Annotated in this window: 18 protein-coding genes; 2 read left to right on the top strand and 16 right to left on the bottom strand. The window is 42.1% G+C overall.

Annotation, left to right across the window (positions count from 1 at the left end; translation table 11 throughout):
• Window positions 1-42: 42 nt before the first annotated feature.
• Genes IGI41_RS06430 through IGI41_RS06415 form a run of 4 tightly spaced genes read right to left on the bottom strand, consistent with a single transcriptional unit; the run spans window position 43 to window position 3,084 of the window.
• Window positions 43-990, bottom strand: coding sequence for a tetratricopeptide repeat protein (locus tag IGI41_RS06430; protein WP_430612359.1), 948 nt, complete (start codon window positions 988-990; stop codon window positions 43-45).
• 55 nt (window positions 991-1,045) lie between these two features.
• Window positions 1,046-1,726 carry an RDD family protein gene (locus tag IGI41_RS06425; protein ID WP_430612357.1) on the bottom strand — a complete coding sequence of 227 codons (681 nt, stop codon included), beginning with the start codon at window positions 1,724-1,726 and terminating at the stop codon, window positions 1,046-1,048.
• 1 nt (window position 1,727) lies between these two features.
• Window positions 1,728-2,759, bottom strand: coding sequence for a signal peptide peptidase SppA (gene sppA / locus IGI41_RS06420; protein ID WP_430612355.1), 1,032 nt, complete (start codon window positions 2,757-2,759; stop codon window positions 1,728-1,730).
• Window positions 2,760-2,793: 34 nt separating this feature from the next.
• Entirely contained in the window at window positions 2,794-3,084 is a 291-nt protein-coding gene (locus IGI41_RS06415) for a hypothetical protein (protein WP_430612353.1), read from the bottom strand.
• A gap of 442 nt (window positions 3,085-3,526) precedes the next feature.
• Between IGI41_RS06415 and glmS the strand changes: the two genes are divergently transcribed.
• A complete protein-coding gene (gene glmS / locus IGI41_RS06410; protein WP_430612351.1) occupies window positions 3,527-5,338 on the top strand; it encodes a glutamine--fructose-6-phosphate transaminase (isomerizing) in 1,812 nt (603 codons plus the stop codon).
• Window positions 5,339-5,493: 155 nt separating this feature from the next.
• Here glmS and IGI41_RS06405 read toward each other — a convergent pair whose 3' ends face one another.
• From IGI41_RS06405 to nifJ, 5 genes are all read right to left on the bottom strand, one after another.
• On the bottom strand, window positions 5,494-5,817 hold the full coding sequence (locus IGI41_RS06405) for a DUF3784 domain-containing protein (protein ID WP_430612349.1): 324 nt from the start codon (window positions 5,815-5,817) through the stop codon (window positions 5,494-5,496).
• A gap of 140 nt (window positions 5,818-5,957) precedes the next feature.
• Window positions 5,958-7,313, bottom strand: a complete 1,356-nt coding sequence (gene glmM, locus IGI41_RS06400) for a phosphoglucosamine mutase (protein ID WP_430612347.1) — start codon at window positions 7,311-7,313, stop codon at window positions 5,958-5,960.
• Between the two features lie 29 nt (window positions 7,314-7,342).
• On the bottom strand, window positions 7,343-8,446 hold the full coding sequence (locus tag IGI41_RS06395; protein ID WP_430612345.1) for a CdaR family protein: 1,104 nt from the start codon (window positions 8,444-8,446) through the stop codon (window positions 7,343-7,345).
• A complete protein-coding gene (gene cdaA, locus IGI41_RS06390; protein WP_430612343.1) occupies window positions 8,443-9,324 on the bottom strand; it encodes a diadenylate cyclase CdaA in 882 nt (293 codons plus the stop codon). Before cdaA ends, IGI41_RS06395 begins: the two co-directional genes overlap by 4 nt.
• A 276-nt stretch (window positions 9,325-9,600) precedes the next feature.
• The gene (gene nifJ, locus IGI41_RS06385) at window positions 9,601-13,296 is read right to left on the bottom strand and encodes a pyruvate:ferredoxin (flavodoxin) oxidoreductase (protein WP_430612754.1); all 3,696 of its coding nucleotides are present in this window, start codon (window positions 13,294-13,296) and stop codon (window positions 9,601-9,603) included.
• Window positions 13,297-13,539: 243 nt separating this feature from the next.
• Between nifJ and IGI41_RS06380 the strand changes: the two genes are divergently transcribed.
• Entirely contained in the window at window positions 13,540-14,055 is a 516-nt protein-coding gene (locus IGI41_RS06380) for a DsbA family protein (protein ID WP_430612341.1), read from the top strand.
• Window positions 14,056-14,166: 111 nt separating this feature from the next.
• Here IGI41_RS06380 and whiA read toward each other — a convergent pair whose 3' ends face one another.
• The 7 genes from whiA to uvrB form a co-directional block, all read right to left on the bottom strand.
• Window positions 14,167-15,102, bottom strand: a complete 936-nt coding sequence (gene whiA / locus IGI41_RS06375) for a DNA-binding protein WhiA (protein WP_430612339.1) — start codon at window positions 15,100-15,102, stop codon at window positions 14,167-14,169.
• Between the two features lie 32 nt (window positions 15,103-15,134).
• Entirely contained in the window at window positions 15,135-16,136 is a 1,002-nt protein-coding gene (locus tag IGI41_RS06370; RefSeq protein WP_430612337.1) for a gluconeogenesis factor YvcK family protein, read from the bottom strand.
• Window positions 16,133-17,023, bottom strand: a complete 891-nt coding sequence (rapZ, locus tag IGI41_RS06365; protein WP_430612336.1) for an RNase adapter RapZ — start codon at window positions 17,021-17,023, stop codon at window positions 16,133-16,135. Before rapZ ends, IGI41_RS06370 begins: the two co-directional genes overlap by 4 nt.
• A 119-nt stretch (window positions 17,024-17,142) precedes the next feature.
• A complete protein-coding gene (locus IGI41_RS06360; RefSeq protein WP_430612334.1) occupies window positions 17,143-17,847 on the bottom strand; it encodes an amino acid racemase in 705 nt (234 codons plus the stop codon).
• Window positions 17,848-17,850: 3 nt separating this feature from the next.
• Window positions 17,851-19,104, bottom strand: a complete 1,254-nt coding sequence (locus IGI41_RS06355; RefSeq protein WP_430612332.1) for a carboxylate--amine ligase — start codon at window positions 19,102-19,104, stop codon at window positions 17,851-17,853.
• A 305-nt stretch (window positions 19,105-19,409) separates the two neighbouring features.
• On the bottom strand, window positions 19,410-22,226 hold the full coding sequence (gene uvrA, locus IGI41_RS06350) for an excinuclease ABC subunit UvrA (protein WP_430612330.1): 2,817 nt from the start codon (window positions 22,224-22,226) through the stop codon (window positions 19,410-19,412).
• A 13-nt stretch (window positions 22,227-22,239) separates the two neighbouring features.
• Window positions 22,240-24,231, bottom strand: a complete 1,992-nt coding sequence (gene uvrB, locus IGI41_RS06345) for an excinuclease ABC subunit UvrB (RefSeq protein WP_430612328.1) — start codon at window positions 24,229-24,231, stop codon at window positions 22,240-22,242.
• Window positions 24,232-24,329 lie beyond the last annotated feature (98 nt).

The following is a 24,329-nucleotide window of genomic DNA, read 5'->3' as shown; positions in this document are numbered from 1 at the left end:
TTAATTGTAAACATTTTACAATGAAAGTTACAAATTTTTCTCTTAAAACTGGGTTTCTTGCAAGATTGACCGCAGTCTTTCTTTGCGGTTTTCAATGCTATTTTTCGTTTTAGCACGGCCATCTTTTTCGTTTTCTCCACGATAGTCTGCTACATAACTGGCGATCCAAGTATCAATTTGCGTTTCTTGTGGTAAAAAAGGATAACTTATGGCTAAATGATCACTGATTTCAGCAATCACAGATTCAGCCAAAATTGGGTCTTCTTGCGCGATCGTATCGTTGATCCGCGCCATGATTTGCTGATATACAGGCATCTCTGGCAGCAAAGCCAACTCACGCGGATTGATTTTTCTTAAATCCCCCATGTAATCCACGACTGTGAATATTTCTGCAACATCTAAACGGACCAACTCTTCCACTAGTCTTGGAATCAGATAAGCGTTTCTCAACCGCGGCAGCAAATCGCGAACCAACTCCGTAAACTGATGACTGGTCATCCCCTGAACAAAGCTCTGCCATTCTCGATAATTGACAGGTTGGCGCAAATTATCTATTTTTAGCAGCTGTTCTTTTTTGGCTAAGTGATCTTCCATCCCGAGAATCTGCTGCACTTCTTCTACCTTATCGATCTCAAAGCGTAATTGCTGCAACATATTTGAAGCAACTTGTTGCCGTTGTCCAAGGCGCAGCCATCTACGTGCCTTGAGGTACTGACCATCTAGAACATATAAGTGGCCAACTTGCAAAAAACCGTCTGTATCTTGCAGATAATAATCTAAATAATCATCCGCGGTTTCCAAAGCTTTGGAAAAATCTTTTAACTGCTGCAAACATTCCACTAACCACTGATTGGTATCGAAACAACGATCCAAATCATAGAGTTCGCGGTATAGCCGATAGGCTTGCAAAAATTCTTTTGCTTGATATGCTTTTTCCGCCGCCAATCTCAGTCTTTTTTTCGGACTAGGAAAATCGATTGTTTCTCCCATAGATAACACCTCGGTTTTGTTTTAGTGGTGGAAAGACATCACCGCAACTATCTTATCACATTTCTTGATGGACATCGGCATGATTGTTAAAGGCCTTGATCATATTGATCGTCACCACACTGGTATCTGCAAAATAATCAGCTGCATGTTGTTTGTTTTTGCTGAAGATCGTCGGTAAATAACCTAAGTAAAACAACCAATAAAATTGTAATACATAGCGCCCACATAACTCTCTGATCAAGACTGTCTGCCAACTCAGTACCTCTTCTTGGAAAGAAATCACGCGAATACCGAAAATCATTTTACCAATCGTTTGTCCGTGATTGTACTTAGTCAACAAAACAAAATATGCTAGATAGATCGCTAAAGATACCAACTGATAGATACCAAAAGGGTGCGCCCCTGCTGACAAACCGCTTAAGCGATAGACACTGCCGATCGTGATCTCAGTGACTGAATGTATCAAGATCAAATCAACTACGAATGCGAACAAACGAATCCAAAAGCCGGCATAGAAATAGTTAGGAAAATCATTGATTGGACGTGGTTGTTCCGCTTGTTGATCTGGCATTTCATATTGTTGCCATTCCCGTTGATTTTCTTTGATTGCTTCTTCCGTATAGGCTTTTTTTTCAAAAGACGATAACACTTGCTGGTAGAAATCATCCGGGTGGGACCCATTTGTGTTATCTTGTGTTGGTGCTGGATGCTTACTTGATTGTTTTTCTTGATTCATCTTACTCACCTCCGTAGTAATACAACGGTTTCGGTGCGTCGCTTGTGCCTAAGCTTTCCATCAGTTCCAAAATACGGTCAGTATTTGATGCTTTTAATCCTTGAAACTCTGCCAACTTCGACCCAAGCCATGTCGTAGCAAAGCCAGTATTTTCCACATCATAAATAAATATTTCTGCATTTTCCAGATTTAGATCTTGCTGCATCGCAGCCAATGCATCTTCTGGAAAACCTATCTCATCAACCAATCCGACTTCTAATGCTTGTTGCCCATCATAAATACGTCCATCAGCAATTTTTCGGACAGCTTCTTCGGTCATCCCGCGACCTTCAGCTACGATATCGACAAAACGGCCATACGCATTATCGACATACGTCTGCAACACTTCTTTGTCCGCTTCTGTTGGTTCTCTAGTAGCAGAACCAACATCTTTCAAGGCACCACTTTTGATTGTGCTGTCTTCAATCCCCAATTTTTCAAACAAACCAGCATAATTGATTCCAGACATGATGACACCGATTGATCCGGTCACAGTTTCTTCCGTTGCAAAAATCTTATCAGCACCCGCAGAGATATAGTACCCGCCACTTGCCGCCATATTCTTCATCGATACATACATCGGAATGCCTTCTTCTTTGATTTTGGCCAATTCCCGAGCAATCTCGGCACTTTCATAGACGCCTCCTCCTGGCGTGTTGACTTCCAGTAAAATACCACTGATTGTCGGATCTTGCTGGATCATGCGCAATTCTTCCAAAAAGCGTTGATGGTCATACGTTTCTGAAGTGAATAAACCACCACTCGAACTGCTGGCAATCGTCCCCTCCAATGTTAAACGCACGATCCTTTGGTCTGAATCCCCTGCAACGATCGGTGTTTCTGCAATTGTATTGCTACCGTAAAACAGCGCATTCAACCCTTGCAACGCTGAAGTATCCTCTGTTGTTTCTCTAGTGGTCAACAGGGAAAACACACCCGAACAAATAAATAACCCCGCCGCAATCGCTACGGCTATCCATCTTCTCTTATTCATTTTTTTCCTCCTTCTTGATTTTGATCCACCATCATCAATATAGATTTTTTATGACGATCACATCTTCAGCTGCGTTGCTGACATCGAATTTGGCACTTTTTTCAGTTAGGACATAACCGCCAAAAAATTCTTTGGTCAGTTCATCTTGCACTTGAAATGGTTTGGCGGATGCCAACGATACTGATCCCGGCAAAATCTCTTGCAAACTATCCCAGCCAGTATCCAAGAAAATTTTGGTCTCATCTGTTACCTTATCGTTAGCCGCCAACGCAGCTACTAATTCTTTCAATTCAGAAAACTTCATACAATTCACTTGTTCTGCCATTTGATTTCCTCACTTTCTTTCTCATTAATTGTAGCGAAATTGAAAAAAAAAGGATAGTCATATGAGAAAATTTCATTGGAATCTTTTCTTTGAACCCAATAGTTTGACTATTTCCCGAGACTGAAAGTTTGTTTAAAAATATTTACATCTATACCAATTTTATTTATTTTACCTATCTATTGACATAATAATCTCTAAATAGTATCATATTGCTTGTATTTCTATAAAATACTTTTCAGGAGGATAGATATACCAATAAGGATAGCGCCTGATCTGGCAACAGATGACGAGGAAAGAGTTTATCGAAAGTTTCGGCGGATGGCTCTAGGGACTGCACTCTACAAGCAAACACAAATCGCATTGAAAAATGTCCACAAAATGTTTGCTGCGCAGATAGAAATACATAATCGACAGAAAAAATTTTGAAAGTAGGCTTGTCATTATGTGTGGAATTGTAGGAATTGTTGGAAAGTCAAATGCAGAACAAATTATTTTAAATGGATTGGAACGCTTGGAGTACCGTGGCTATGATTCAGCAGGTTTATACGTGGCAGATCGTACTTCTGATCACTTAGTCAAAGCGCAAGGAAGAATCAAAAACTTGGAAGCTAAAGTGACACCAGAGGTAACAGGAACGATCGGCATCGGTCATACCCGCTGGGCAACACATGGCAAACCTTCAGAACGCAACGCCCACCCCCATACCTCAGGAAACGAGGAATTGGTTCTGGTCCATAACGGTGTGATCGAAAACTTTGAAGAATTACATGATACTTATTTAAAAGACCATCTTTTTGCTGGGCAAACCGACACTGAGATTGTCGTTCACTTAGTTGAAGCGTTAAAAAACCAAAACAATAGCACAACCAAGGAAGCCTTTAAAAAAGCTTTATCGCTGATCCGCGGCTCCTATGCATTCGCTTTGGTCGACAAGAAAGATCCTGATACGATTTACGTTGCAAAAAACAAAAGCCCGTTATTGATTGGCCTTGGTGATGGTTTCAACGTCATCTGCAGCGACGCTTTGGCGATGCTGGATCAAACGACCCATTTCGTGGAAATCGAAGACGGTGAAATGGTGACTGTTCAAGCGGATGAAATCAAGATTGAAGATTTGAAAGGCAATTTGGTCTATCGTGAATCTTATGAAGCACAGCTTGATTTAACTGATATCGAAAAAGGGACGTATCCCTACTACATGCTCAAAGAAATCGACGACCAACCAACTGTTATGCGTCGTCTAGTGCAAGAATATCAAGGCGAAAACGGTGAAGTCCTGATCGATCACCAATTGAAAGCCGAAATGATTGCAAGTGATCGTATCTATATCGTCGCTTGTGGGACCAGCAATCATGCGGGTTGGGCAGCAAAAGCCATTCTCGAAACGCTAACAGAGATTCCTGTTGAAGTACATTTATCAAGCGAATTTGGTTACAATACGCCGTTGCTTTCAGCAAAACCCTTCTTTGTTTTCTTAACTCAAAGTGGTGAAACTGCAGATAGCCGCCAAGTATTGGTCAAAATCAACGCACTGGGGTTACCAAGTTTAACGATCACCAATGTGGCTGGTTCAACGTTATCTCGTGAAGCCAAACATACCTTATTGCTGCATGCTGGTCCTGAGATCGCTGTTGCCTCCACTAAAGCTTATACTGCACAAATCGCTGTCATGACTTTATTGGCTAAAGCGATTGGTGAAGAAAAAGCGGTGCCTGCTGCTGTTGATTTTGATGTCTTTCATGAATTAAGTATCGTTGCATCAACCATGGAAACATTGGTGGATGAAAAAGCGATGATCAGTCAATTTGCTGAAGACTTTTTGGCAACTAGCCGTAATGCCTTCTATATTGGCCGCGGCAATGATTATTATGTGTCAATGGAAGCCGCGTTGAAATTAAAAGAGATTTCGTATATCCAAGCAGAAGGTTTTGCGGCTGGTGAATTGAAACATGGTACGATCGCCTTGATCGAAGAAGGCACACCTGTGATCGGCATCATTTCTGAAGCTGTTACTGGATCTCACACGCGAGGCAACTTGAAAGAAGTCGAATCTCGCGGTGCCCATACTTTAGTCATTGCTAGTCAAGAACTAGCAAAACCCACTGATCAAATCATCATCCCGACTGTCCATCCTTTAGTCACTAGTCTTGTTTCTGTTGTACCAACACAGCTCTTGGCCTACTTTGCGACATTGCAACGTGGTTTTGATGTAGACAAGCCGCGTAATTTGGCAAAGTCTGTGACAGTTGAATAAGTTTTTTAAACGTTTATCGCGTTGAACAAGGTTAAAACAAAACAAGCAACATTGCCGATTTACCTGGCAATGTTGCTTGTTTTGTTTTAACGGGTTTTCTAAAAGTTTTTTTCTTTAAAGACTTTACAGAATCGATATTTAAACGATTTTTTCAACTAATTCGACTTCTCGTTTTTCATACACCACGTGCCATTAAGAATCACAAGAACCATGACCAAAACAATAAAAACTGCAAGAAACAAAATTTGCAAAACCAATGACCAATCATCAACAAAGGAATTCATCACCGCAACAAGCATACCTATTACAAGAAAACCGACACCATTCACCAAATACAGACGATTCAAATCATATTTGGTTTTCTTTTCTTTCGGGGCTGTGTTGTACCCTGCAATCAATTGCCACCCATGACCAGATAAGAATAAAACGCCAACTAGAACAAATATCACAGCGATCAGCCATCCAATGTTAAGTCTCATAGCAACTCGATCCCCTTTCAAAACTACGGTCAATCAATCTATCACATGACATAAAATAGAATTATATGATTATTATACTAAAAATCGAATAACAGTCTACTTACAAAAAAACCAACGAATCAACGTTGGTTTTGGTATCCTTATTCTGCACCAATTTCCTCACGGACAACTGCTGCGATTTTATCGACATAATAATCAACTTTTTCAATCGTTGGCGCTTCTGCCATGACACGTAGTAATGGTTCTGTTCCTGAAGGACGAACCAAGATACGGCCTTCGCCGTTCATTTCGGCTTCAGCTTCTGCCACGATTTTCGCTATAGCAGGTACCTCCATCGCACCATTTTTATCTGTCACACGGATGTTGACCAATTTTTGTGGATAGATCGTGACTTCGCCAGCCAATTCAGATAGTTTTTTACCTGTTTGTTTCATGATATTCAATAGTTGAATACCAGAAAGCAAGCCATCACCCGTCGTATTGAAATCTAAAAAGATCATATGCCCTGATTGTTCACCACCAAAGTTATAATCATTTTTACGCATTTCCTCTACTACATAACGGTCTCCCACTTGCGTGATCACGTCTTTCAAGCCAATTGCTTCTACCGCTTTGTGGAAACCAAGATTACTCATCACGGTTGTGACGATCGTCCCTTGATTCAAGCGTTTTTGTTCGGCTAAATACTTGGCACAGATATACATGATTTTATCCCCATCGACAATATTGCCTAATTCATCAACAGCAATCACGCGGTCACCATCTCCGTCAAATGCCAAACCCGCATCTGCCCCTTTTTCGACAACAAATTGAGCCAATTTTTCAGGATGTGTCGAACCAACGCCATCGTTGATGTTCAGGCCATCCGGTGAGGTACCCATTGTGTAAAAATCAGTTTCTAGATCAGCAAACAAACGATTGACACTGGTCGCCGTCGCCCCATTGGCTGCATCGACACAAACCGTCAAACCTTCTAAATCACCTGGAATCGTCTGACGCAAGAATTGAGAATATTTGAGTAGACCTTCTGGAAATTCATCAACTGTACCCAACCCTTCAGCTGAAGGACGTGGCAACGTATCTTCTGGCGCATCAAGCAATGCTTCGATTTCAGCTTCTTGTTCATCTACCAACTTGAAACCATCATTTCCGAAAAATTTGATTCCGTTGTCTAAAGCTGGATTATGTGAAGCTGAGATCATGACACCTGCACTTGCCTTTTGCACTTTCGTTAAATAGGCAACCCCCGGCGTTGAGATCACGCCTAATTGAAAGACTTCGATCCCAACGGATAAAAGACCAGCAATCAAGGCGTTTTCCAACATCTGACCTGAAATACGGGTATCTCTCCCCACCAAAACACGGGGCTGACGATCATCTGTTTCGTGCTGACTTAATACATAACCACCATAACGGCCTAATTTAAACGCTAATTCAGGTGTCAATTCTTTGTTGGCTTCTCCACGAACACCATCTGTACCAAAATATTTTCCCATTTTAAAAACCTCTCTTATTCGTACTCTTTTCAATTTGTTGATTCAGCTTCACTTGTTGTTGATTGTGCAGCACTTTCTTGATCACTATCTGAATCAAGATTTCCTGAAGTATTCCCTGTAGACTCCGACGTCTCCGGATTGCTTGTCGTTTCAGAATCAGCCTCGTCGCTTTCATTTTCAGCTTGTGCAACCGGTGTGATTTGGATCGTGACTTCAGTTGGCTCGATCGTTGTACCTTCAGGCGCAGGTATTTGAACCGTTTGCTCGGTTTCTGTCGTAATCCCACTGATATCGACTGGCACACCAACTTGTGCTGTTTGATCCAAAACATTTTGCGGTCCCGTTAGCGCAGCACTGATACTGCTCATGCGATAAATGTAATGCGAGATTCCATTTGGAATCGCTCCTTGCTGGGTGACGAATAACTCGACATCTTTGGTTGGTGCTTCCATTGTGATTGCGACATCTACCGTATCTGGATCCGCAACGATCGCCAATGGATTTTTGTTGATATCCCACGCTTCGATTACAGCCGACACCGTTCCTGAATCATTTGGGATGTCATCAGGATCAACAACTGCAACGACCCGGTCAATATCCGCTGCTGTTTGTTCTCCAGTGGTAATCGTGACTTCTTTTGGTGATGCAACCATTGATGCAATCGCAAAACTGCTGCTATCATCTTCAGTTGAAACAACCGGTTCAACTGTAAAGGTTTTGGTGACTTTCTTCTCGATCGTTACAGTAACCGTCGTCGGGTCGATCTCTGCCGTCACACTCGAGCTTAAGTTCTGTACCTCTAACGGCACTTCATGGGTACCGACATCTAGATCAGATAAGTCAGCAACCACGCGAAAACTCCGAGTTTCTTCATTTTTTTCAGCATTTAATTGCACACGATTGCGGCTGCTTAAGGTCACATTGACCGTTGTTTCAAAACCTTGTATAAAAAAATCATCTGTATCATAAATCGTCTGGATCGGTACTGCATCGATTTCTTCTTCATAAGCATTTACTGCCCCAGAAATATTGACTTGTAAAGAGGAACCACTAGCAATAAAAAATAAAACCAAACTAAAGAACAGCGCTAGTATACCATAAAACACATTCTGACGGCGATCCTTCTTGCTCATTTTCTTCCCCCTTTATTGACCCCTTCTAGGAAAGATTGCAGCACATTGCGTTTGCCAGTTTTTTCTTCAGGCACCAACTCTCGATTCAAAATCGCTAGATATTCTTGACGTGACAATTCAGTCATCATTCGATTGTTCAAGGTAATACTGACATCCCCAGTTTCCTCCGATACAATCAACGTCAACGCATCACTGACTTCTGAAATCCCCACTGCAGCCCGATGCCGTGTACCAAACTCTTTAGGAATCAACGGACTTTCAGAAAGCGGTAGATACGCACTTGCTACTGCTATTTTATCTTCTCTAATGATCACTGCGCCGTCATGCAACGGTGTATTGGGAATAAAGATGTTGATCAATAATTCGCCTGTCACGTCAGCATCCAGGGCAATCCCGGTTTCAATGTACTCTTCCAACCCTGTTGTTCGTTCGATCGTGATCAAGGCACCAATTTTCCGCTTCGCCATATATTGAACAGCTTTATCTAAGGACTGAACCAAAACTTCATCTTGATGTTTCTCATTCTTAGATGTTTTGAATAAAGAACTGCGACCCAAATGTTCGAGCCCTCGACGGATCTCTGGTTGAAAAATAACGATTGCAGCGATCACACCATAGGTGATTACTTGATCCATCAACCAAGACAATGTTTTGAGTCCGATGATCCCAGCCAAAAAACGCAAAACAATAAACAAACCGACCCCTTTGAACAACTGGATCGCTTTGGTTCCACGCACCAACTGGATCAGCTTATACACCAAATACCACACAACGATGACATCTAAAACATTGACAAAAAATGAGAGTGAAAATATATCAAATGAGAGCAAATCTCTCCAATAATCCAAATTAAAAAAATCAGTAAAATTTATCGACATAAACAGCCTTCCTTTATTCTTAAGACTTCAAACAATAGTATAACATACGTCGTATTCAAAGATTCAAAAAAAAACAAAATTATGAAAAAGTTTCAAAATCAATGAAAACCTCTGATTAAAGTCTACCATGTTTTTACGATCAAGGTTGATGAAAAGGCTTGTCTACGGCAATTTAATTTGCAGAATCAGTCAAACAGAAAAAGAACAGAGGGATGAAAAGAAATCATTTTCTCTTACCTCTGCCCTTCTATCCAATTTATTGCTGACTGTCCGAGATCATTCTTTGTTTTGCTTGCGTCGTTCGGCTCTTGCCGCCCGACGCGCCTCTTTTGCTGCTTGCTCTTCTGGCGTCAGTGTTCTAGCTTTGTGTTCTTTTTTGCCTTCAACTGGCATCGTTTGTTCGGTCAAATCTGCTGATGAACGGCCAGCGTTACGGTCAAGGCTTGTTTTCTCTAATTTTGCACGTATTTTCTCTTCTATTCCAGCCATCCGTGCATACCGATAAAAACGTGTTTGCGCATCATTGACGGTTTTAGCAAATAGGCCTTCGCTTGCCTGCGCATTGGCGTTTTTTAAAGATGCAAAGCGAATTTGGGTATCCATAAAGTCAGGCATCAAGTTGAAATCAGGCTTCTTATAATCCAATGTCATCGGGTTCTTTCCAGCTTCCGCCATTAAAGGATTGTAGCGATACAATGACCAATAACCTGAAGCAACAGCTTCCTTGGCTTCTTTTAATGATTGGCGCATACCGCCAGCCAATCCATGGGTGATACAAGGTGTATAAGCAATGATCAGTGAAGGTCCAGGGAAGCGTTCAGCTTCTTCAAAAGCTTTGATTGTTTGCATTTGGTTGGCACCCGACGCGATTTGTGCCACATAGACTTGGCCATAAGTCATCGCCATCATACCAAGATCTTTCTTGGCTGCATATTTTCCATTTGCTGCAAATTTAGCGATTGCTGAAGCAGGCGTTGCTTTCGATACTTGCCCGCCAGTATTCGAATATACCTCATTATCCAACACCAAAATATTGACATCTGCACCAGAAGCTAGTACGTGATCGATTCCGCCAAATCCAATATCATACGCCCAGCCGTCGCCACCGATCATCCATTGACTTGGTTTCACAAAAAGATCCTTGTCTTCCAATACTTGATTGATTGATGGGTGTCTATCTGCATCAGCAGTTAGGGCTGCCGTTAATTTTGCTGCACGTTGTTGCGTACCAGCACTTTCTTCACGATGGACCAACCAGTCCTCAATCAAAAGATTTGTGGCTTCTGAAACGAAAGACTGCACAGTCTTCAGTTGTTCCGCCAATGCTTCTCTGCGGGTTTGATTGGCCAAAAACATGCCATAGCCATATTCTGCATTATCTTCAAACAAGGAGTTAGACCAAGCCGGTCCTTGACCATGCTCGTTTGTTGTGTAAGGCGAAACTGGTGCGGCAGCGCCCCAGATAGATGAACATCCAGTGGCGTTGGCGATCATCATCCGATCACCAAACATTTGGGTCAGTAATTTCACATAAGGTGTTTCCCCGCAGCCGGCGCATGCCCCCGAGAACTCCAATAGTGGCTTCTTAAATTGGGAACCCATGACCGTCCCAGGTTTTGCTGGGTTTTCTTTTTGTCGCAATGTCATTGCAAACGCCCAGTTGACCGCCTGCTCTTTTTGATCCTCATATGGGCGCATGGTCAATGCTTTGCCCTTGGCTGGACAGGCTTCTACACAAAGCCCACAGCCCGTACAATCTTCAACGGATACTTGAATCCGGTATTTCTGACCATCTGTTCCGCGCATTTCTCTGACGATGAATCCTTCTGGTGCTTCTTCCAGCTCATCTTCGTCAGCCAAGAAAGGCCGAATAGCAGCATGAGGGCAGACAAACGCACATTCATTGCACATCGTACAGCGATCGGCTAACCACTCAGGTACTTCAACCGCAACGCCGCGTTTTTCAACAGCACTCGTACCCAAAGGCATAGTGCCTTCTGTCATATGATTGCGAACTAGCGTACCGACAGTTAACGCATTCCCTTCCTGACGATTGACAGGTTCAACGATTTCACGTACATAGTTTGAGATAGCCTCTGACTTTTTAATCGGTACTTCGATGGTAGCCCACTCTTGAGGAACGTCGATTTTGTGCAGCAACTCGATCGTCCGATCGATCGCTAGCTGGTTTTTTTCAACGATTGCCATTGACTTGTGCCCGTAACTTTTCAATGCTTCCTCTTTCAAAATAGGTATGATTTGATCGATAGGCATAATATCCGCCAGATAAAAGAAAGCAGTTTCCATCGCGGTATTGATCCTGCCGCCCAAACCGACTTCCATGGCCAATTGCATGGCATTGATGGTATAAAAATTGATTTCATTTTCAGCCAAATATCGTTTCATCTTTTTGGGGAGATGCTTCATGATCTGCTCTTCGTTCCAAGTGGTGTTCAACAAGAAAGTACCACCTTTTTTCAACCCTTTTAATAAATCGTAAGTATGCAAATAGGCTGGTGTATGGCAAGCGATGAAATCTGCATGTTCGATCAAATAGGTTGAACGGATCGGTGTGTCTCCAAACCGCAGATGAGAAATGGTCAACCCGCCAGATTTTTTGGAATCATAATGAAAATAGCCTTGAACATATTTGTCCGTTCTGTCACCAATGATTTTGATTGCTGATTTATTGGCGCCCACTGTTCCGTCTGAGCCAAAACCCCAAAATTTCGCTTGAAAAGTCGTTGGATTGGTCAAGTCTAAGGTCCCTTTAGATGACAAGGATAACCCGGTGACATCATCGACGATACCAATCGTAAATCTTTTTTTCTGTATTTCTTTAGGACGCAACAGCTCATCAAAAACCGCTACAACCTGATCTGGCGTGACATCCTTGGAACCCAAACCATATCGGCCACCGATGATCGATGGACGAATGGCGGCATCATACATGGCACTTTGCACATCTAATAGCAGTGATTCGCCATTTGCCCCAGGCTCTTTGCTGCGATCAAGCACTGCAATCGATGCAACTGTTTGCGGCAATTTTTCCAAAAAGACCGCTAACGGGAACGGGCGATACAAGTGAATCGTCAACAAACCGACCTTTCTGCCTTGTCGATTCAAGAAATCGACAGTTTGTTGGATCGTTTGTGCGGAAGAACCAATCGTGACAACCACTTCTGTTGCATCTGCAGCCCCATAATAATTGACCAAGTCATAGGATGTGCCTCGCAGCCGATTGATTTTTTGCATATACTTGCGAACGATCTCTGGTAACTTATCATAATACTGATTCACGGTTTCTCGTTGTTGGAAGTGAATCTCAGGACTTTGGTTGGTACCGCTGATTGTGGGATGGTTGGGATTCATCGCTTTCTTACGAAAAGCTGCCACCTTGTCTTGATTGACCATCTGCGCCAACTCTTCATATTCAATGACATCGATTTTTTGAATCTCATGACTCGTCCGAAACCCATCAAAAAAGTTCAAGAAAGGTACGTTGGCTTCGATGGCAGCCAAATGTGCCACTGGTGCTAAGTCCATCACTTCTTGCACAGAACTTTCTGCTAGCATCGCAAATCCGGTTTGTCTGGCAGCCATTACATCGGTATGGTCGCCAAAAATATTCAAGGCGTTGGTTGTAACAGCACGACTCGCCACATGGAATACCCCTGGTAATAACTCACCAGCGATTTTGTACATATTAGGTAGCATGAGCAGCAATCCTTGTGACGCAGTATACGTAGTCGTTAAGGCGCCCGTTTTAAGCGAACCATGGACTACGCCTGCGGCACCTGCTTCTGACTGCATCTCAACCACTTTGACTGGTTGGCCGAAAATATTTTTCTTTCCTTGCGCTGACCATTGGTCCACCAATTCTGCCATCGTTGAACTAGGCGTGATTGGATAAATCGCAGCTAACTCCGTAAACGCATAAGAAATATAAGCCGCAGCTGTATTGCCATCCATTGTTTTTCTTCTCATTATTATCTATCTTCTTTCAATCATTCGATTTGCACAATAAAATACAATTAATTATAGCTGATTCAGCAGGATTAATAAAGATTTCCTTACCGTTTACCGTCAAATTCGTGAAGTCACATACTTAAGACAACAACTGCTATTGTATTTGTTTCCAGGTGAAATGAATAAAGCGAGATCCTTTTCTTTCTCTCAAAATTTCGATAAACTAAGGAAAAAGGAGGTTTTACTATGGATACATCAATTATCAAAGCCGCACAAACCAATGCCGCAACTGGCATTCAAATCGGTGACGCCAATGCCAAGCCAATCATTGAATTCATCAATGTACGCTGTCCTTATTGTCGCAAATGGTTTGAGGAATCATTGTCTATTTTGAATGAAGCCGTGGCAGCTGGAAAAATTCGCCGGGTCATCAAATTATTCGACAAAGAAAAAGAATCATTGCAACGGGGCAACGTCATGCACCGTTATATTTCTACGGATGATCCAACCGCAACGATCTCTCAGTTGACCAAGATCTTTCAAACACAAGATGAATGGGGCCATTTAACGCTTGCTGAAGTGGCTGACTACGCCGAAAACACACTTGGTTTGGCTTTGAGCAACCACCAAGCACAAGCAACTGCCATTGTTGAAGAAGCCAATCAAGCCAACATTCAATTTGTTCCAACAGTCATTTTAGACGGCCACATCTTTGATGAATCGATCAGTGCAGATGAATTGACTGATTTGATCAATCAATAGATACAAAAAAACCGAATAGCAGACAAACGATGAAGCGTCCCTCAAAAATTAGATTTTTGGTCTAATTTTTGAGGGACGCTTCATCGTTTGTTTTTTTGCACTATCTATTTTTTAACTGACTTGCTCTCGCAGGCGATCAGCAAACTCATTGATTTTGCGAATGCGGTGATTGATCCCTGATTTGGAAATTGCCCCTGAAGGAATCATTTCTCCGAGTTCTTTCAGACTAACCTCTGGATGTTCTAAACGCAATGCTGCAATCTCTTGCAGCTTATCCGGCAGTGCTTGCAGACCGACACGGTTTTGAATAAATTCGATATTGTCGATCTGTTTGGAAGCAGCATCGATCGTTTTATTCATATTGGCCGTCTCGCAATTGACTAAACGGTTGACAGAGTTGCGCATATCCCGCACGATGCGAACATCTTCAAACTTCAACATCGAATTGGTGGCACCAATCAATGTCAAAAAATCAGCGATTTTTTCTGCACCTTTTAAGTATGCGATACTGCCATTTCTGCGCTCCAAGGCTCTAGCATTCAAGCCATACGCATTCAGCATATCGCAAATATCCTGATTATGCTCTTCATAGATTGAATAGATTTCCAAATGATAACGACTGGTTTCAGGGTTATTGATCGAGCCCGATGCCATAAAAGCGCCCCGCAAATAAGAACGCATTTTCTGGGTATTGCCCATGATCTCATCAGAGACATGACTATTGAACATCATGCCATCCATAATATCCAAGTCTAGCAGCACCCGTTTGGTATCTTGTTTTAAGCGGACGATATAGACATTGTTTTTCTTTAATTTCATTTTCCGTCGCACCAGCAATTCACTCCGCACATCATAATGATCTTTTAGCAGCGAATAAATACGACGCGCAATTGCGGCATTTTCCGTTTGCACATTGAGGACAAATTGTTGATTATTGATACTCAGCGACCCGTTCATGCGGATCAGTGCGGCCAATTCTGCTTTGGCATGTTCTCGATGCACTTCTAATGTCGTCAATTCTTTTTTTACTTCAGCAGCAAAGGACATGTTTTCCTTCCTTTCTCAATCAAACAAAAAAACTAGATTTTCGCAGCATATACGATTCGGAGCAGCTCCTCAATGACCTTTTCACCATCATGAAAAACGCCGCCATTTTCCAATGCCAGAAAATCGGCAGAAACTACGCGACAATTCTCGTCTCGCAATCCCTTGAAATCATGTTTGACTTGGACCAAATATTCATCATAAATGTCTGGATCCATATAGCCCTCAGGTACTTTCTCAGTGTTCACTAAGACTGTATCAATAAATGGTTTCCCCAGATGTTGGTGCAACACGCGCACATGATCAGCATCGGTAAAATGTTCGGTCTCGCCTTTTTGGGTCATAATATTACAAATATAAACCGTTTCAGCAGTGGTTTCTAATAACGCTTTTCCTATCTCGCTGATCATTAGATTGGGCAAAATACTGGTAAATAAACTACCAGGTCCTAAAACGATCATATCGGCATCCATGATCGACGAAACCACCTTGCGGGCTGCTTTGGGTTCGTCATTGTTTTCCTGATTACGGACAAAAACATGGTCGATGGTTTTACGATCCAGCGCGATTTTTGATTCACCCACAGCTTTGGTACCATCTTTAAAAACCGCATGCAAAACGAGCGGCAGATCTGACGATGGATATACTTGCCCGTCAATATGCATCATTTTGGCTAAGATTTGAATTGCTTCGTAGGTGCTGCTGCGCATCTCTGCGATTGCCGCAATGATCAGATTTCCCAAAGCATGGTTTGCCAAAAACTTATCTTCTGCTTTGAAGCGATACTGAAAAATATCATTGTACAGTTGCGGCATATCTGACAAAGCGGCCAACACATTACGTAGATCTCCGGGGGGCGAGATCGATGACACCAAGTTACGGATCTCACCGCTGCTGCCACCATCATCAGCAACTGTGACGATAGCGGTGATGTCTACACCTTGATTTCGCAAACTTTTCAAAATGACTGGTAAACCAGTTCCCCCTCCGACAACAACGATTTTAGGTTTTCTGATACGGTAGGTCTTCATCTTCATGACCGGTTCACCGTTTCTTTCCGCTTGTCTTTGTCACGGTGGGTAATATTGACCTTATAATCCTCTGACAATGCAGCGCCTATCCGTTCAGATAAAGCCACCGATCGATGTTGCCCGCCGGTACAGCCGATGGCGATCGTCAAGCTGCTCTTTCCTTCTTTGACATAACCAGGCATAATGGTTTGCAGAAGACTAGTGAAGCGTTGATAAAATTCCTCGGTTTCAGGAAACGACATCACATAGTCATACACAGTCTGATCTTTTCCTGTCAATGGACGCAGTTCGGGAATATAATGCGGATTTGGTAAAAAGCGCACATCCATCACGATATCAGCATCAATAGGCAGCCCATACTTGAAGCCAAACGAGATGATCTCGATCCGAAAGCCAGTATCATGAGAAGAACGAAATTCTTGATTGATTTTTTCTCTTAATTGTCTTGGTGTGAGGGTTGTTGTATCAATTACAATACTAGCCCTTGTTTTTAAATCTTCTAATATCGCGCGTTCTTTGCGGATCCCTTCAGTGACCAAACCATCCATCGCTAACGGATGGGCTCTGCGGGTCTCTTTATATCGTGAAACCAACTCACTATCAGAAGCATCCAAAAATAAAATACGGGTATCGATGAAATTGGTGTTTTCTATATCGATCAGCATACTTTGTATTTCTTCAAAGAAGGAGCGAGACCGTAAATCGACTACCAAGGCAATCTTAGTCACTTTGCCAGATTCCTTGATCAATTCCCAAAATTTTGGTACAAGACTAGGCGGCATGTTGTCGATACAAAAATACCCCATGTCTTCAAAACTCTGAATAGCAACAGTCTTGCCTGCGCCACTCATTCCAGTAATGATTACTAATTCTAAATGATTTACTTCAGTCATTTCATAAAACTCCTCTCTCCAACCTCTTTATTATATCATGCCGGGCGTATCATTGGAATACTTATGCAAAGAAAAGACGTCAGCTCGAAGTTCGAGCCAACGTCCAATTTATTCTTCAATTAAGCTCTGAGTGCCAATGCTCTTTCAATGGTCCGGTCTACGATGATCGACTGCGCATCCACAACAGGATAGGGATTATTTTCCGTAAATTCTTCCATCAATGAAAGTTCTGTACACCCTAAAACAACAGCTTCACAACCAATTTCTGCTGTTACCTCTTGCAAAATCTCAAAGTAGAGTGCTTGATCTAAATGACCATTTTCTTTGATTCGATCATATATCAAGGTATTGACTTTCTTTTGGATCGACGCCTTTGGCAAATAGACATCAACACCGAGCTGACGTAATTCTTTCTCATAGATACCGGCTTTGATACTGCCTTCGGTTCCCAACAAAGCAACTTTGCCAGTGATCCCTTTTTCTTTGACTGCTTCAGCTGCTGCTCGAGGCATATGAAGAATCGGGATCGGCGTTGCTGCTTGCAACTCATCAAAGAAATAATGCGCTGTATTACAAGTTAAAACAATAAAAGCTGGTTGCAGCAAATTTTGTTTTTCAATATCATCCAGCAAATATGGTACCGGATTTTCCAATTGATTATCCAATATATAAGCAGTCCGGTCAGGCACTGTTGCATGATTGAATAAAACATAATTTAAGTAATCTTGGTCTTTGTGGGCTTTTGTTCTTTGATTCAAGATTCTAATATAGCTTTCAGTGGCCATCGTGCCCATCCCACCTAAAATACTGAAGAAATTCTCCATCGACTATCCCTCTTTCGTAAGGAAGAATGTTTTGAACCGTTTATTGTATAAATAAAACATTCTTTTTAACAAGATCCAACGTTTGAAAGACATATCCTTCTGATAAAAAACAGTTGTCCCCCAACGATCTTGTGCCAATAATTTTCGGGCACGTTCTTTGCCCTCATTTTCTTTGGCATAGGCCAAGAAAATGTTTTTTGGCACACCCAGCCACAATTTGGCTTCAGGCGCATCTGCTTTTCCATAAACCGTTTCGAGATAAGGTTTTTCAAAGACCAGATCTTCTGTCAAGAATTGTGCGAGGTTCAATCCGCTTAAGGTAATAAAGAAACTACTGCGCCCTTGACGCAAATTGATTTCAAATAATTTATACTGTCCATCTCGCCGGTCATACTTCAAATCAAAGTTTGCAAAACCAACGTATTTGATTTCTTTTAAGAAGGTTTGAATCATTTGATAGATTTGTTGATTCTCATCTGGAATGATCACCACATAATTACCAACCGCCCCAGGCGTTGGATCTTCCAATAATGGGTGACCTAAAGCCATGACACGAACTTCGTGGTTTTCATCCACATAGGCATTTAAGACCCGCATATTACTGTCATCACCAGGGATGAAGTCTTGAACAATCATTTCATCCTCATAACCAGCTTGATAGATCCGGGAAACAATTGTTTCAAACTCTTGGCGATTGTCGATGATAAAGGCTTTCTTGCGGCCTTCAAAATCGACTGACAACCAAGCTACACTGTTGGCTGGTTTCAATGCCACGGGAAAATCAAAAGGCAAAGCTTCTTTGAATTGACCATTGGTCAGCAAATCCTTTGTTAAAATAAATGTCTTAGGATAAGGCAAGCCATATTCTTCACACACTTCATAGAAACTGACTTTGTTGATGAGACGTTTCAACAACGCAAAGTCATTTGCTATAAAAGTATAATAAGGCTTCAATTCCTCTTTATGTTTGGCTAGCAGTTCTGCATAGCCATCTCCGCATGGAATCAATAAGTAACGCACTTCGGGATCGTGATAAGTAGATTTTGCTAAATCGACTAGCGTATCAAAAAAGCCTGGATCATGATCAAATCCATCCACTTGATTTACTTTCACGATTTTACTGAAGCGCGTTGGCGCCAACTCAGTACCCGCATAGGCAACTGACTGAATGCCATAGGCCTCATGGAAAGCACGTGCCATTCCATATACATTCATATCACTACCTAATAATATTGGTAGAAACTTATCCTGACTCATTAAAACCACTCTCTCTTTTGGATGCTAAAAATATATTGTTTATACAGCTCGTTTTACAATAGACTTATTCTACCACAAAGAAAAAAGCAATCAAAGCATATATCTTTGACTGCTTTCTTCTACTTTGAACGGATAGAACTTATAGGTAGCTTATTCTGTAAGAATATACGTATACCTATGGTTATTCTAACAAATAAATGCCCAAATTCAAGAGCCTTTTGTGAAATGTTTAAAAAATTCATAATTGTTTAATAATTATTTAAACTTTCGCTATCCCAATGAATGACTCGTAAAATCCAGCAGGTTTATAACACTTTTTTCAAATAGTGTCCTGTATAACTGTCCGATACTTTAGCGATATCTTCTGGTGTACCAGTTGCCAAAATCGTTCCGCCGCCTTCTCCACCTTCAGGGCCTAAATCGATCACATAGTCAGCAGATTTGATCACGTCCAAGTTATGTTCGATTACCAACACAGTATTCCCTGCATCAACAAATCGTTCCAAGACTTTCAACAAGCGGGCAATATCATCGGTATGCAAACCTGTTGTTGGTTCATCAAGAATATAGAAACTTTTGCCATTCGAATTCTTGTGCAGCTCACTGGCTAGTTTCATCCGTTGGGCCTCCCCACCAGATAAAGTGGTAGCTGGTTGTCCCATTGTCACATAGCCGAGACCGACATCTACGATTGTTTGTAATTTGCGGTGGATCTTAGGGATATGCTTGAAGAACTCAACTGCATCTTCCACCGTCATATCCAAAATTTCAGCAATGTTCTTTCCTTTATAATGAACTTCTAGCGTTTCAGAATTATAGCGTTTGCCATGACAGACTTCACAGGGTACATACACATCTGGTAAGAAATGCATTTCGATTTTAATGATCCCATCACCTTTACATGCCTCACAACGACCGCCTTTGACATTAAAACTAAAACGGCCTTTCTTATATCCGCGAACCTTGGCTTCATTCGTTTTAGCAAACAAATCACGAATATCATCAAATACACTCGTATAGGTAGCGGGGTTGCTTCGAGGTGTTCGGCCGATCGGGCTTTGATCGATATCGATCAATTTATCGATTTCCTCATAGCCAGTGATTTTTTTGAATTTGCCTGGCTTGTTCGAGTTGCGGTTGATCTTTTGAGCCAATGATTTTTTCAATATCTCGTTGACTAGTGTCGATTTTCCCGAGCCGGATACCCCAGTGACCGCGACGAACTTGCCTAACGGAAAGTCTACGGAGATATTTTTCAAATTGTTTTCAGTCGCACCGGTGATACGAATTTGTTTGCCGTTGCCTTCTCGGCGCTCTGCAGGCGTTGGGATTTTCTTCTTGCCGGATAAATATTGTCCTGTCAATGACTTTTTATTTTTTGCGACTTGGCTCGGTGTGCCAGCGGCTACGATTTCGCCTCCGGCATGTCCTGCACCTGGACCCACATCGATCAAATAATCTGCTGCGCGCATCGTGTCTTCATCGTGCTCTACTACGATCAACGTATTGCCTAAATCGCGCATTTTCCGCAAAGATTCAAGCAAACGATCATTGTCTCGTTGATGCAGACCGATCGATGGTTCATCTAAAATATACAATACGCCAGATAAGTTGGAACCGATTTGAGTAGCAAGACGGATCCGTTGTGCTTCTCCACCTGACAAGGTGCCAGAGGCACGGCTTAATGTCAGATAATCCAAACCAACATTCTTTAAGAAACTCAAGCGATCATCGACTTCTTTGACGATTGGTCGCGCAATCGTTTGTTCTGATTCTGTCAACGTCAATCCTTCTACGAATGACAACGCATGATTGATCGCCAACTCACTCAATTCGCCAATGTGTTTATCATTGACTTTCACACACAATGCTTGCGGATTCAGACGGTAACCTTGACACGTTTTACAAGTTAATTCCGTCATATACAAACGCATTTGATCGCGGGTGAAATCAGAATTGGTTTCATGGTAGCGTCGTTTGATATTTGGCAAAATCCCTTCAAACGCTACTTCCACATCGCGTACACCGCCAAAGTCATTTTCATAATGAAAATGGAACACCTCACCATTTGAGCCATTGAGGATGATTGCTTGATGTTCTTGCGGCAATTCTTCAAAAGGTGTATCCATATCGATATTGAATTCTAAGCAAGCTTGTTCCAGCATTTGTGGATAATATTGCGAACTGATTGGGTTCCATGGCAGCAATGCGCCCTCCCGCAATGTTTTTGTCGTATCAGGAATCACTAAATCCGTATCAACTTCCAATTTGATCCCTAAACCATCACAATCCGGACAAGCACCAAATGGCGCGTTAAAGGAGAACAACCGCGGTTCTAATTCTCCCACAGTAAAACCACAATAAGGACATGAATAATGCTCACTAAATAAAAGCTCTTTTTCACCGATCACATCCACGATGGCATAGCCATCTGCCAATCTTAAAGCTGCTTCAAAGGAATCAAATAAACGAGAACGGATCCCTTCCTTGACGACGATTCGGTCGATGATGATTGCAATGTCATGTTTTTTATTCTTTTCTAATTCTGGGGCTTCAGACACATCATAGGTTTCCCCATCGACCCGCATCCGGACGTAGCCTTCTCTTTGAATCCGTTCAAAGACTTTTTTATGTTGGCCTTTCTTTTGGTTGACCAGTGGTGCCATCAATTGAATTTTCGTTCTTTCAGGCAATGCCAACACTTCATCAACCATTTGCTCAACAGATTGACTAGTGATCTCGATATGATCGTTTGGACAGATAGGATGTCCGATACGTGCATAAAGCAAGCGCAAGTAATCATTGATCTCCGTAACAGTTCCGACGGTAGATCGAGGATTTTTGCTGGTGGTTTTCTGATCGATGGAAATGGCTGGACTCAAACCATCAATACTATCGACATCCGGTTTGTCCATCTGACCTAAGAATTGACGTGCATAAGCAGATAAGCTCTCTACATATCTTCTTTGACCTTCCGCATACAAAGTATCAAAGGCCAATGAACTTTTCCCAGATCCTGATAAACCAGTCACCACTACCAATTGATCCCGTGGAATCGTCACATCAATATTTTTTAAATTGTGGGCCCGAGCCCCATGGATCACGATTTTATCATTTGCCATAATCTGTCTCCTTCTAATCTGCTGCTTTTAATTCGAGAATCGTATCCCGTAAAGTCGCTGCTGTTTCAAAATCTAATGACTTAGCTGCATCTTTCATTTCTTTTTCTAACTTAAGCAATAAGGTTGCTTTTTCTTCACGGGTCAATTCATCATAAGAAGCGGTTGTATATTCACCCGTTTCTTCCGCTACCTTGGTTATCGCGATCAAGTCGCGAATTTCCTTGATGATGGTTTTTGGTTCGATGCCATGTTCTTTATTATACGCTTCTTGGATACTGCGTCGGCGTGAAGTTTCATCAATGGCCCGTTGCATAGAATCCGTCATCTTATCTGCGTACATGATGACTTTCCCATCCGAATTTCGCGCAGCCCGGCCGATTGTTTGGACCAATGATCGTTCACTGCGCAAGAAACCTTCTTTGTCGGCATCCAAAATCGCTACTAAAGATACTTCAGGTACATCGATGCCTTCACGCAACAAGTTGATCCCGATCAATACATCAAACTCACCTAAACGCAGATCACGAATGATCTCCGTTCGTTCCAATGTTTTGATGTCGCTATGAAGATACTTGACTTTGATACCCAATTCTTTGAAGTAATCGGTGAGATCTTCCGCCATTTTCTTGGTCAAAGTTGTAACGAAGACCCGTTGGTTCAGTTCAACGCGTTCATTGATTTCTCCAACCAAATCATCGATTTGGCCCATGATTGGACGAACTTCCACGATAGGATCCAGTAATCCCGTTGGTCGAATGATTTGTTGTACCACTGTATCAGTGTGGTCGTGCTCATAAGGTCCTGGCGTCGCTGAAACGTACACGATCTGGTTCACATGTTGTTCGAACTCTTCTAACTTTAATGGCCGATTATCTAGTGCGGATGGCAAACGGAACCCATAATCCACCAACATTTGTTTTCGTGCACGGTCACCATTGTACATACCTCGGATCTGCGGCATGGTCACATGGGATTCATCGATCACCAACAAGAAGTCGTCTGGAAAGAAATCTAATAACGTGTAGGGTGGTTCGCCTTCTTTGCGGCCATCCATATGACGGGAATAGTTCTCGATACCAGAGGTGTAGCCCATTTCTCGCATCATTTCAATGTCATAATTGGTGCGCTGTTCTAATCGTTGCGCCTCTAATAATTTATTTTCATCACGCAAAACTTTCAATCGTGCATCTAATTCACTTTGAATCGTTGATATAGCATGTTCCATATGATCCTCGTTCGTCACGAAGTGCGTTGCTGGAAATATCGACACATGTTCCGTATCACTCAAAATTTCCCCAGTCAATGCATCGACTTCACGAATACGATCGATTTCGTCACCGAAAAACTCCACACGCAAGGCACGTTCATCCCTTGAAGCCGGAAAAATCTCCACTACATCTCCCCGCACGCGAAACCGTCCCCGTTGAAAATCTATATCATTGCGTTCAAACTGGATATCGATCATCTCTTTCAGCAATTGATCCCGAGACTTCTCCATCCCAACACGCAGCGAAACGACTTGGCGGGCATATTCGATTGGCGAACCTAAACCAAAAATACAAGAAACCGAAGCCACCACGATCACATCGTTTCGTTCCAACAAAGAACTGGTTGCTGAGTGGCGCAATTTATCGATTTCATCATTGACGCTGGAGTCTTTCTCAATATAAGTATCACTAGAAGGTACATAGGCTTCTGGTTGATAATAATCATAATAGCTTACAAAATACTCGACTGCATTATTAGGAAAGAAATCTTTGAACTCACCATATAATTGTCCTGCCAGCGTCTTATTGTGGGCAATGATCAATGTCGGTTTATTGACTTCTTTGATCAAATTGGAAACCGTATAAGTTTTACCAGTACCTGTTGCCCCCAGTAATATCTGGGCTTTTTTTCCGCCTATGACACCATCCACCAGTTGATGAATCGCTTCTGGTTGATCCCCTGCCGGCTGATATTTTGAGACTAAGTCAAACTTATGGGAAGTTGTTCTTTCGATCATCTTCATTCCCCCTCACATTTTCTAAAGGATGACAAAAAAAGAAAAAACGCCATCGCTTTTCCATTGTTAAGTATACCATAGCGAACATACTTTCGCTA

This window comes from Enterococcus sp. DIV0876 (assembly GCF_050529585.1).
Lineage (GTDB): Bacteria > Bacillota > Bacilli > Lactobacillales > Enterococcaceae > Enterococcus_D.
Note: the sequence above shows the minus strand (reverse complement) of the source record. Positions and strands in the feature narration are given on the sequence as shown.

Bases quoted from the DNA above. Each gene is read 5' to 3' on its own strand.
- IGI41_RS06380 (WP_430612341.1), top strand. From the start codon at position 13,540: ATGGATACATCAATTATCAAAGCCGCACAAACCAATGCCGCAACTGGC.
- sppA (WP_430612355.1), bottom strand. From the start codon at position 2,759: ATGAATAAGAGAAGATGGATAGCCGTAGCGATTGCGGCGGGGTTATTT.
- whiA (WP_430612339.1), bottom strand. From the start codon at position 15,102: ATGTCCTTTGCTGCTGAAGTAAAAAAAGAATTGACGACATTAGAAGTG.
- rapZ (WP_430612336.1), bottom strand. From the start codon at position 17,023: ATGACTGAAGTAAATCATTTAGAATTAGTAATCATTACTGGAATGAGT.
- IGI41_RS06415 (WP_430612353.1), bottom strand. From the start codon at position 3,084: ATGGCAGAACAAGTGAATTGTATGAAGTTTTCTGAATTGAAAGAATTA.
- IGI41_RS06425 (WP_430612357.1), bottom strand. From the start codon at position 1,726: ATGAATCAAGAAAAACAATCAAGTAAGCATCCAGCACCAACACAAGAT.
- IGI41_RS06370 (WP_430612337.1), bottom strand. From the start codon at position 16,136: ATGAAGATGAAGACCTACCGTATCAGAAAACCTAAAATCGTTGTTGTC.
- uvrB (WP_430612328.1), bottom strand. From the start codon at position 24,231: ATGATCGAAAGAACAACTTCCCATAAGTTTGACTTAGTCTCAAAATAT.
- IGI41_RS06360 (WP_430612334.1), bottom strand. From the start codon at position 17,847: ATGGAGAATTTCTTCAGTATTTTAGGTGGGATGGGCACGATGGCCACT.
- IGI41_RS06430 (WP_430612359.1), bottom strand. From the start codon at position 990: ATGGGAGAAACAATCGATTTTCCTAGTCCGAAAAAAAGACTGAGATTG.
- IGI41_RS06405 (WP_430612349.1), bottom strand. From the start codon at position 5,817: ATGAGACTTAACATTGGATGGCTGATCGCTGTGATATTTGTTCTAGTT.
- IGI41_RS06355 (WP_430612332.1), bottom strand. From the start codon at position 19,104: ATGAGTCAGGATAAGTTTCTACCAATATTATTAGGTAGTGATATGAAT.
- cdaA (WP_430612343.1), bottom strand. From the start codon at position 9,324: ATGTCGATAAATTTTACTGATTTTTTTAATTTGGATTATTGGAGAGAT.
- glmS (WP_430612351.1), top strand. From the start codon at position 3,527: ATGTGTGGAATTGTAGGAATTGTTGGAAAGTCAAATGCAGAACAAATT.
- nifJ (WP_430612754.1), bottom strand. From the start codon at position 13,296: ATGGATGGCAATACAGCTGCGGCTTATATTTCTTATGCGTTTACGGAG.
- IGI41_RS06395 (WP_430612345.1), bottom strand. From the start codon at position 8,446: ATGAGCAAGAAGGATCGCCGTCAGAATGTGTTTTATGGTATACTAGCG.
- uvrA (WP_430612330.1), bottom strand. From the start codon at position 22,226: ATGGCAAATGATAAAATCGTGATCCATGGGGCTCGGGCCCACAATTTA.
- glmM (WP_430612347.1), bottom strand. From the start codon at position 7,313: ATGGGAAAATATTTTGGTACAGATGGTGTTCGTGGAGAAGCCAACAAA.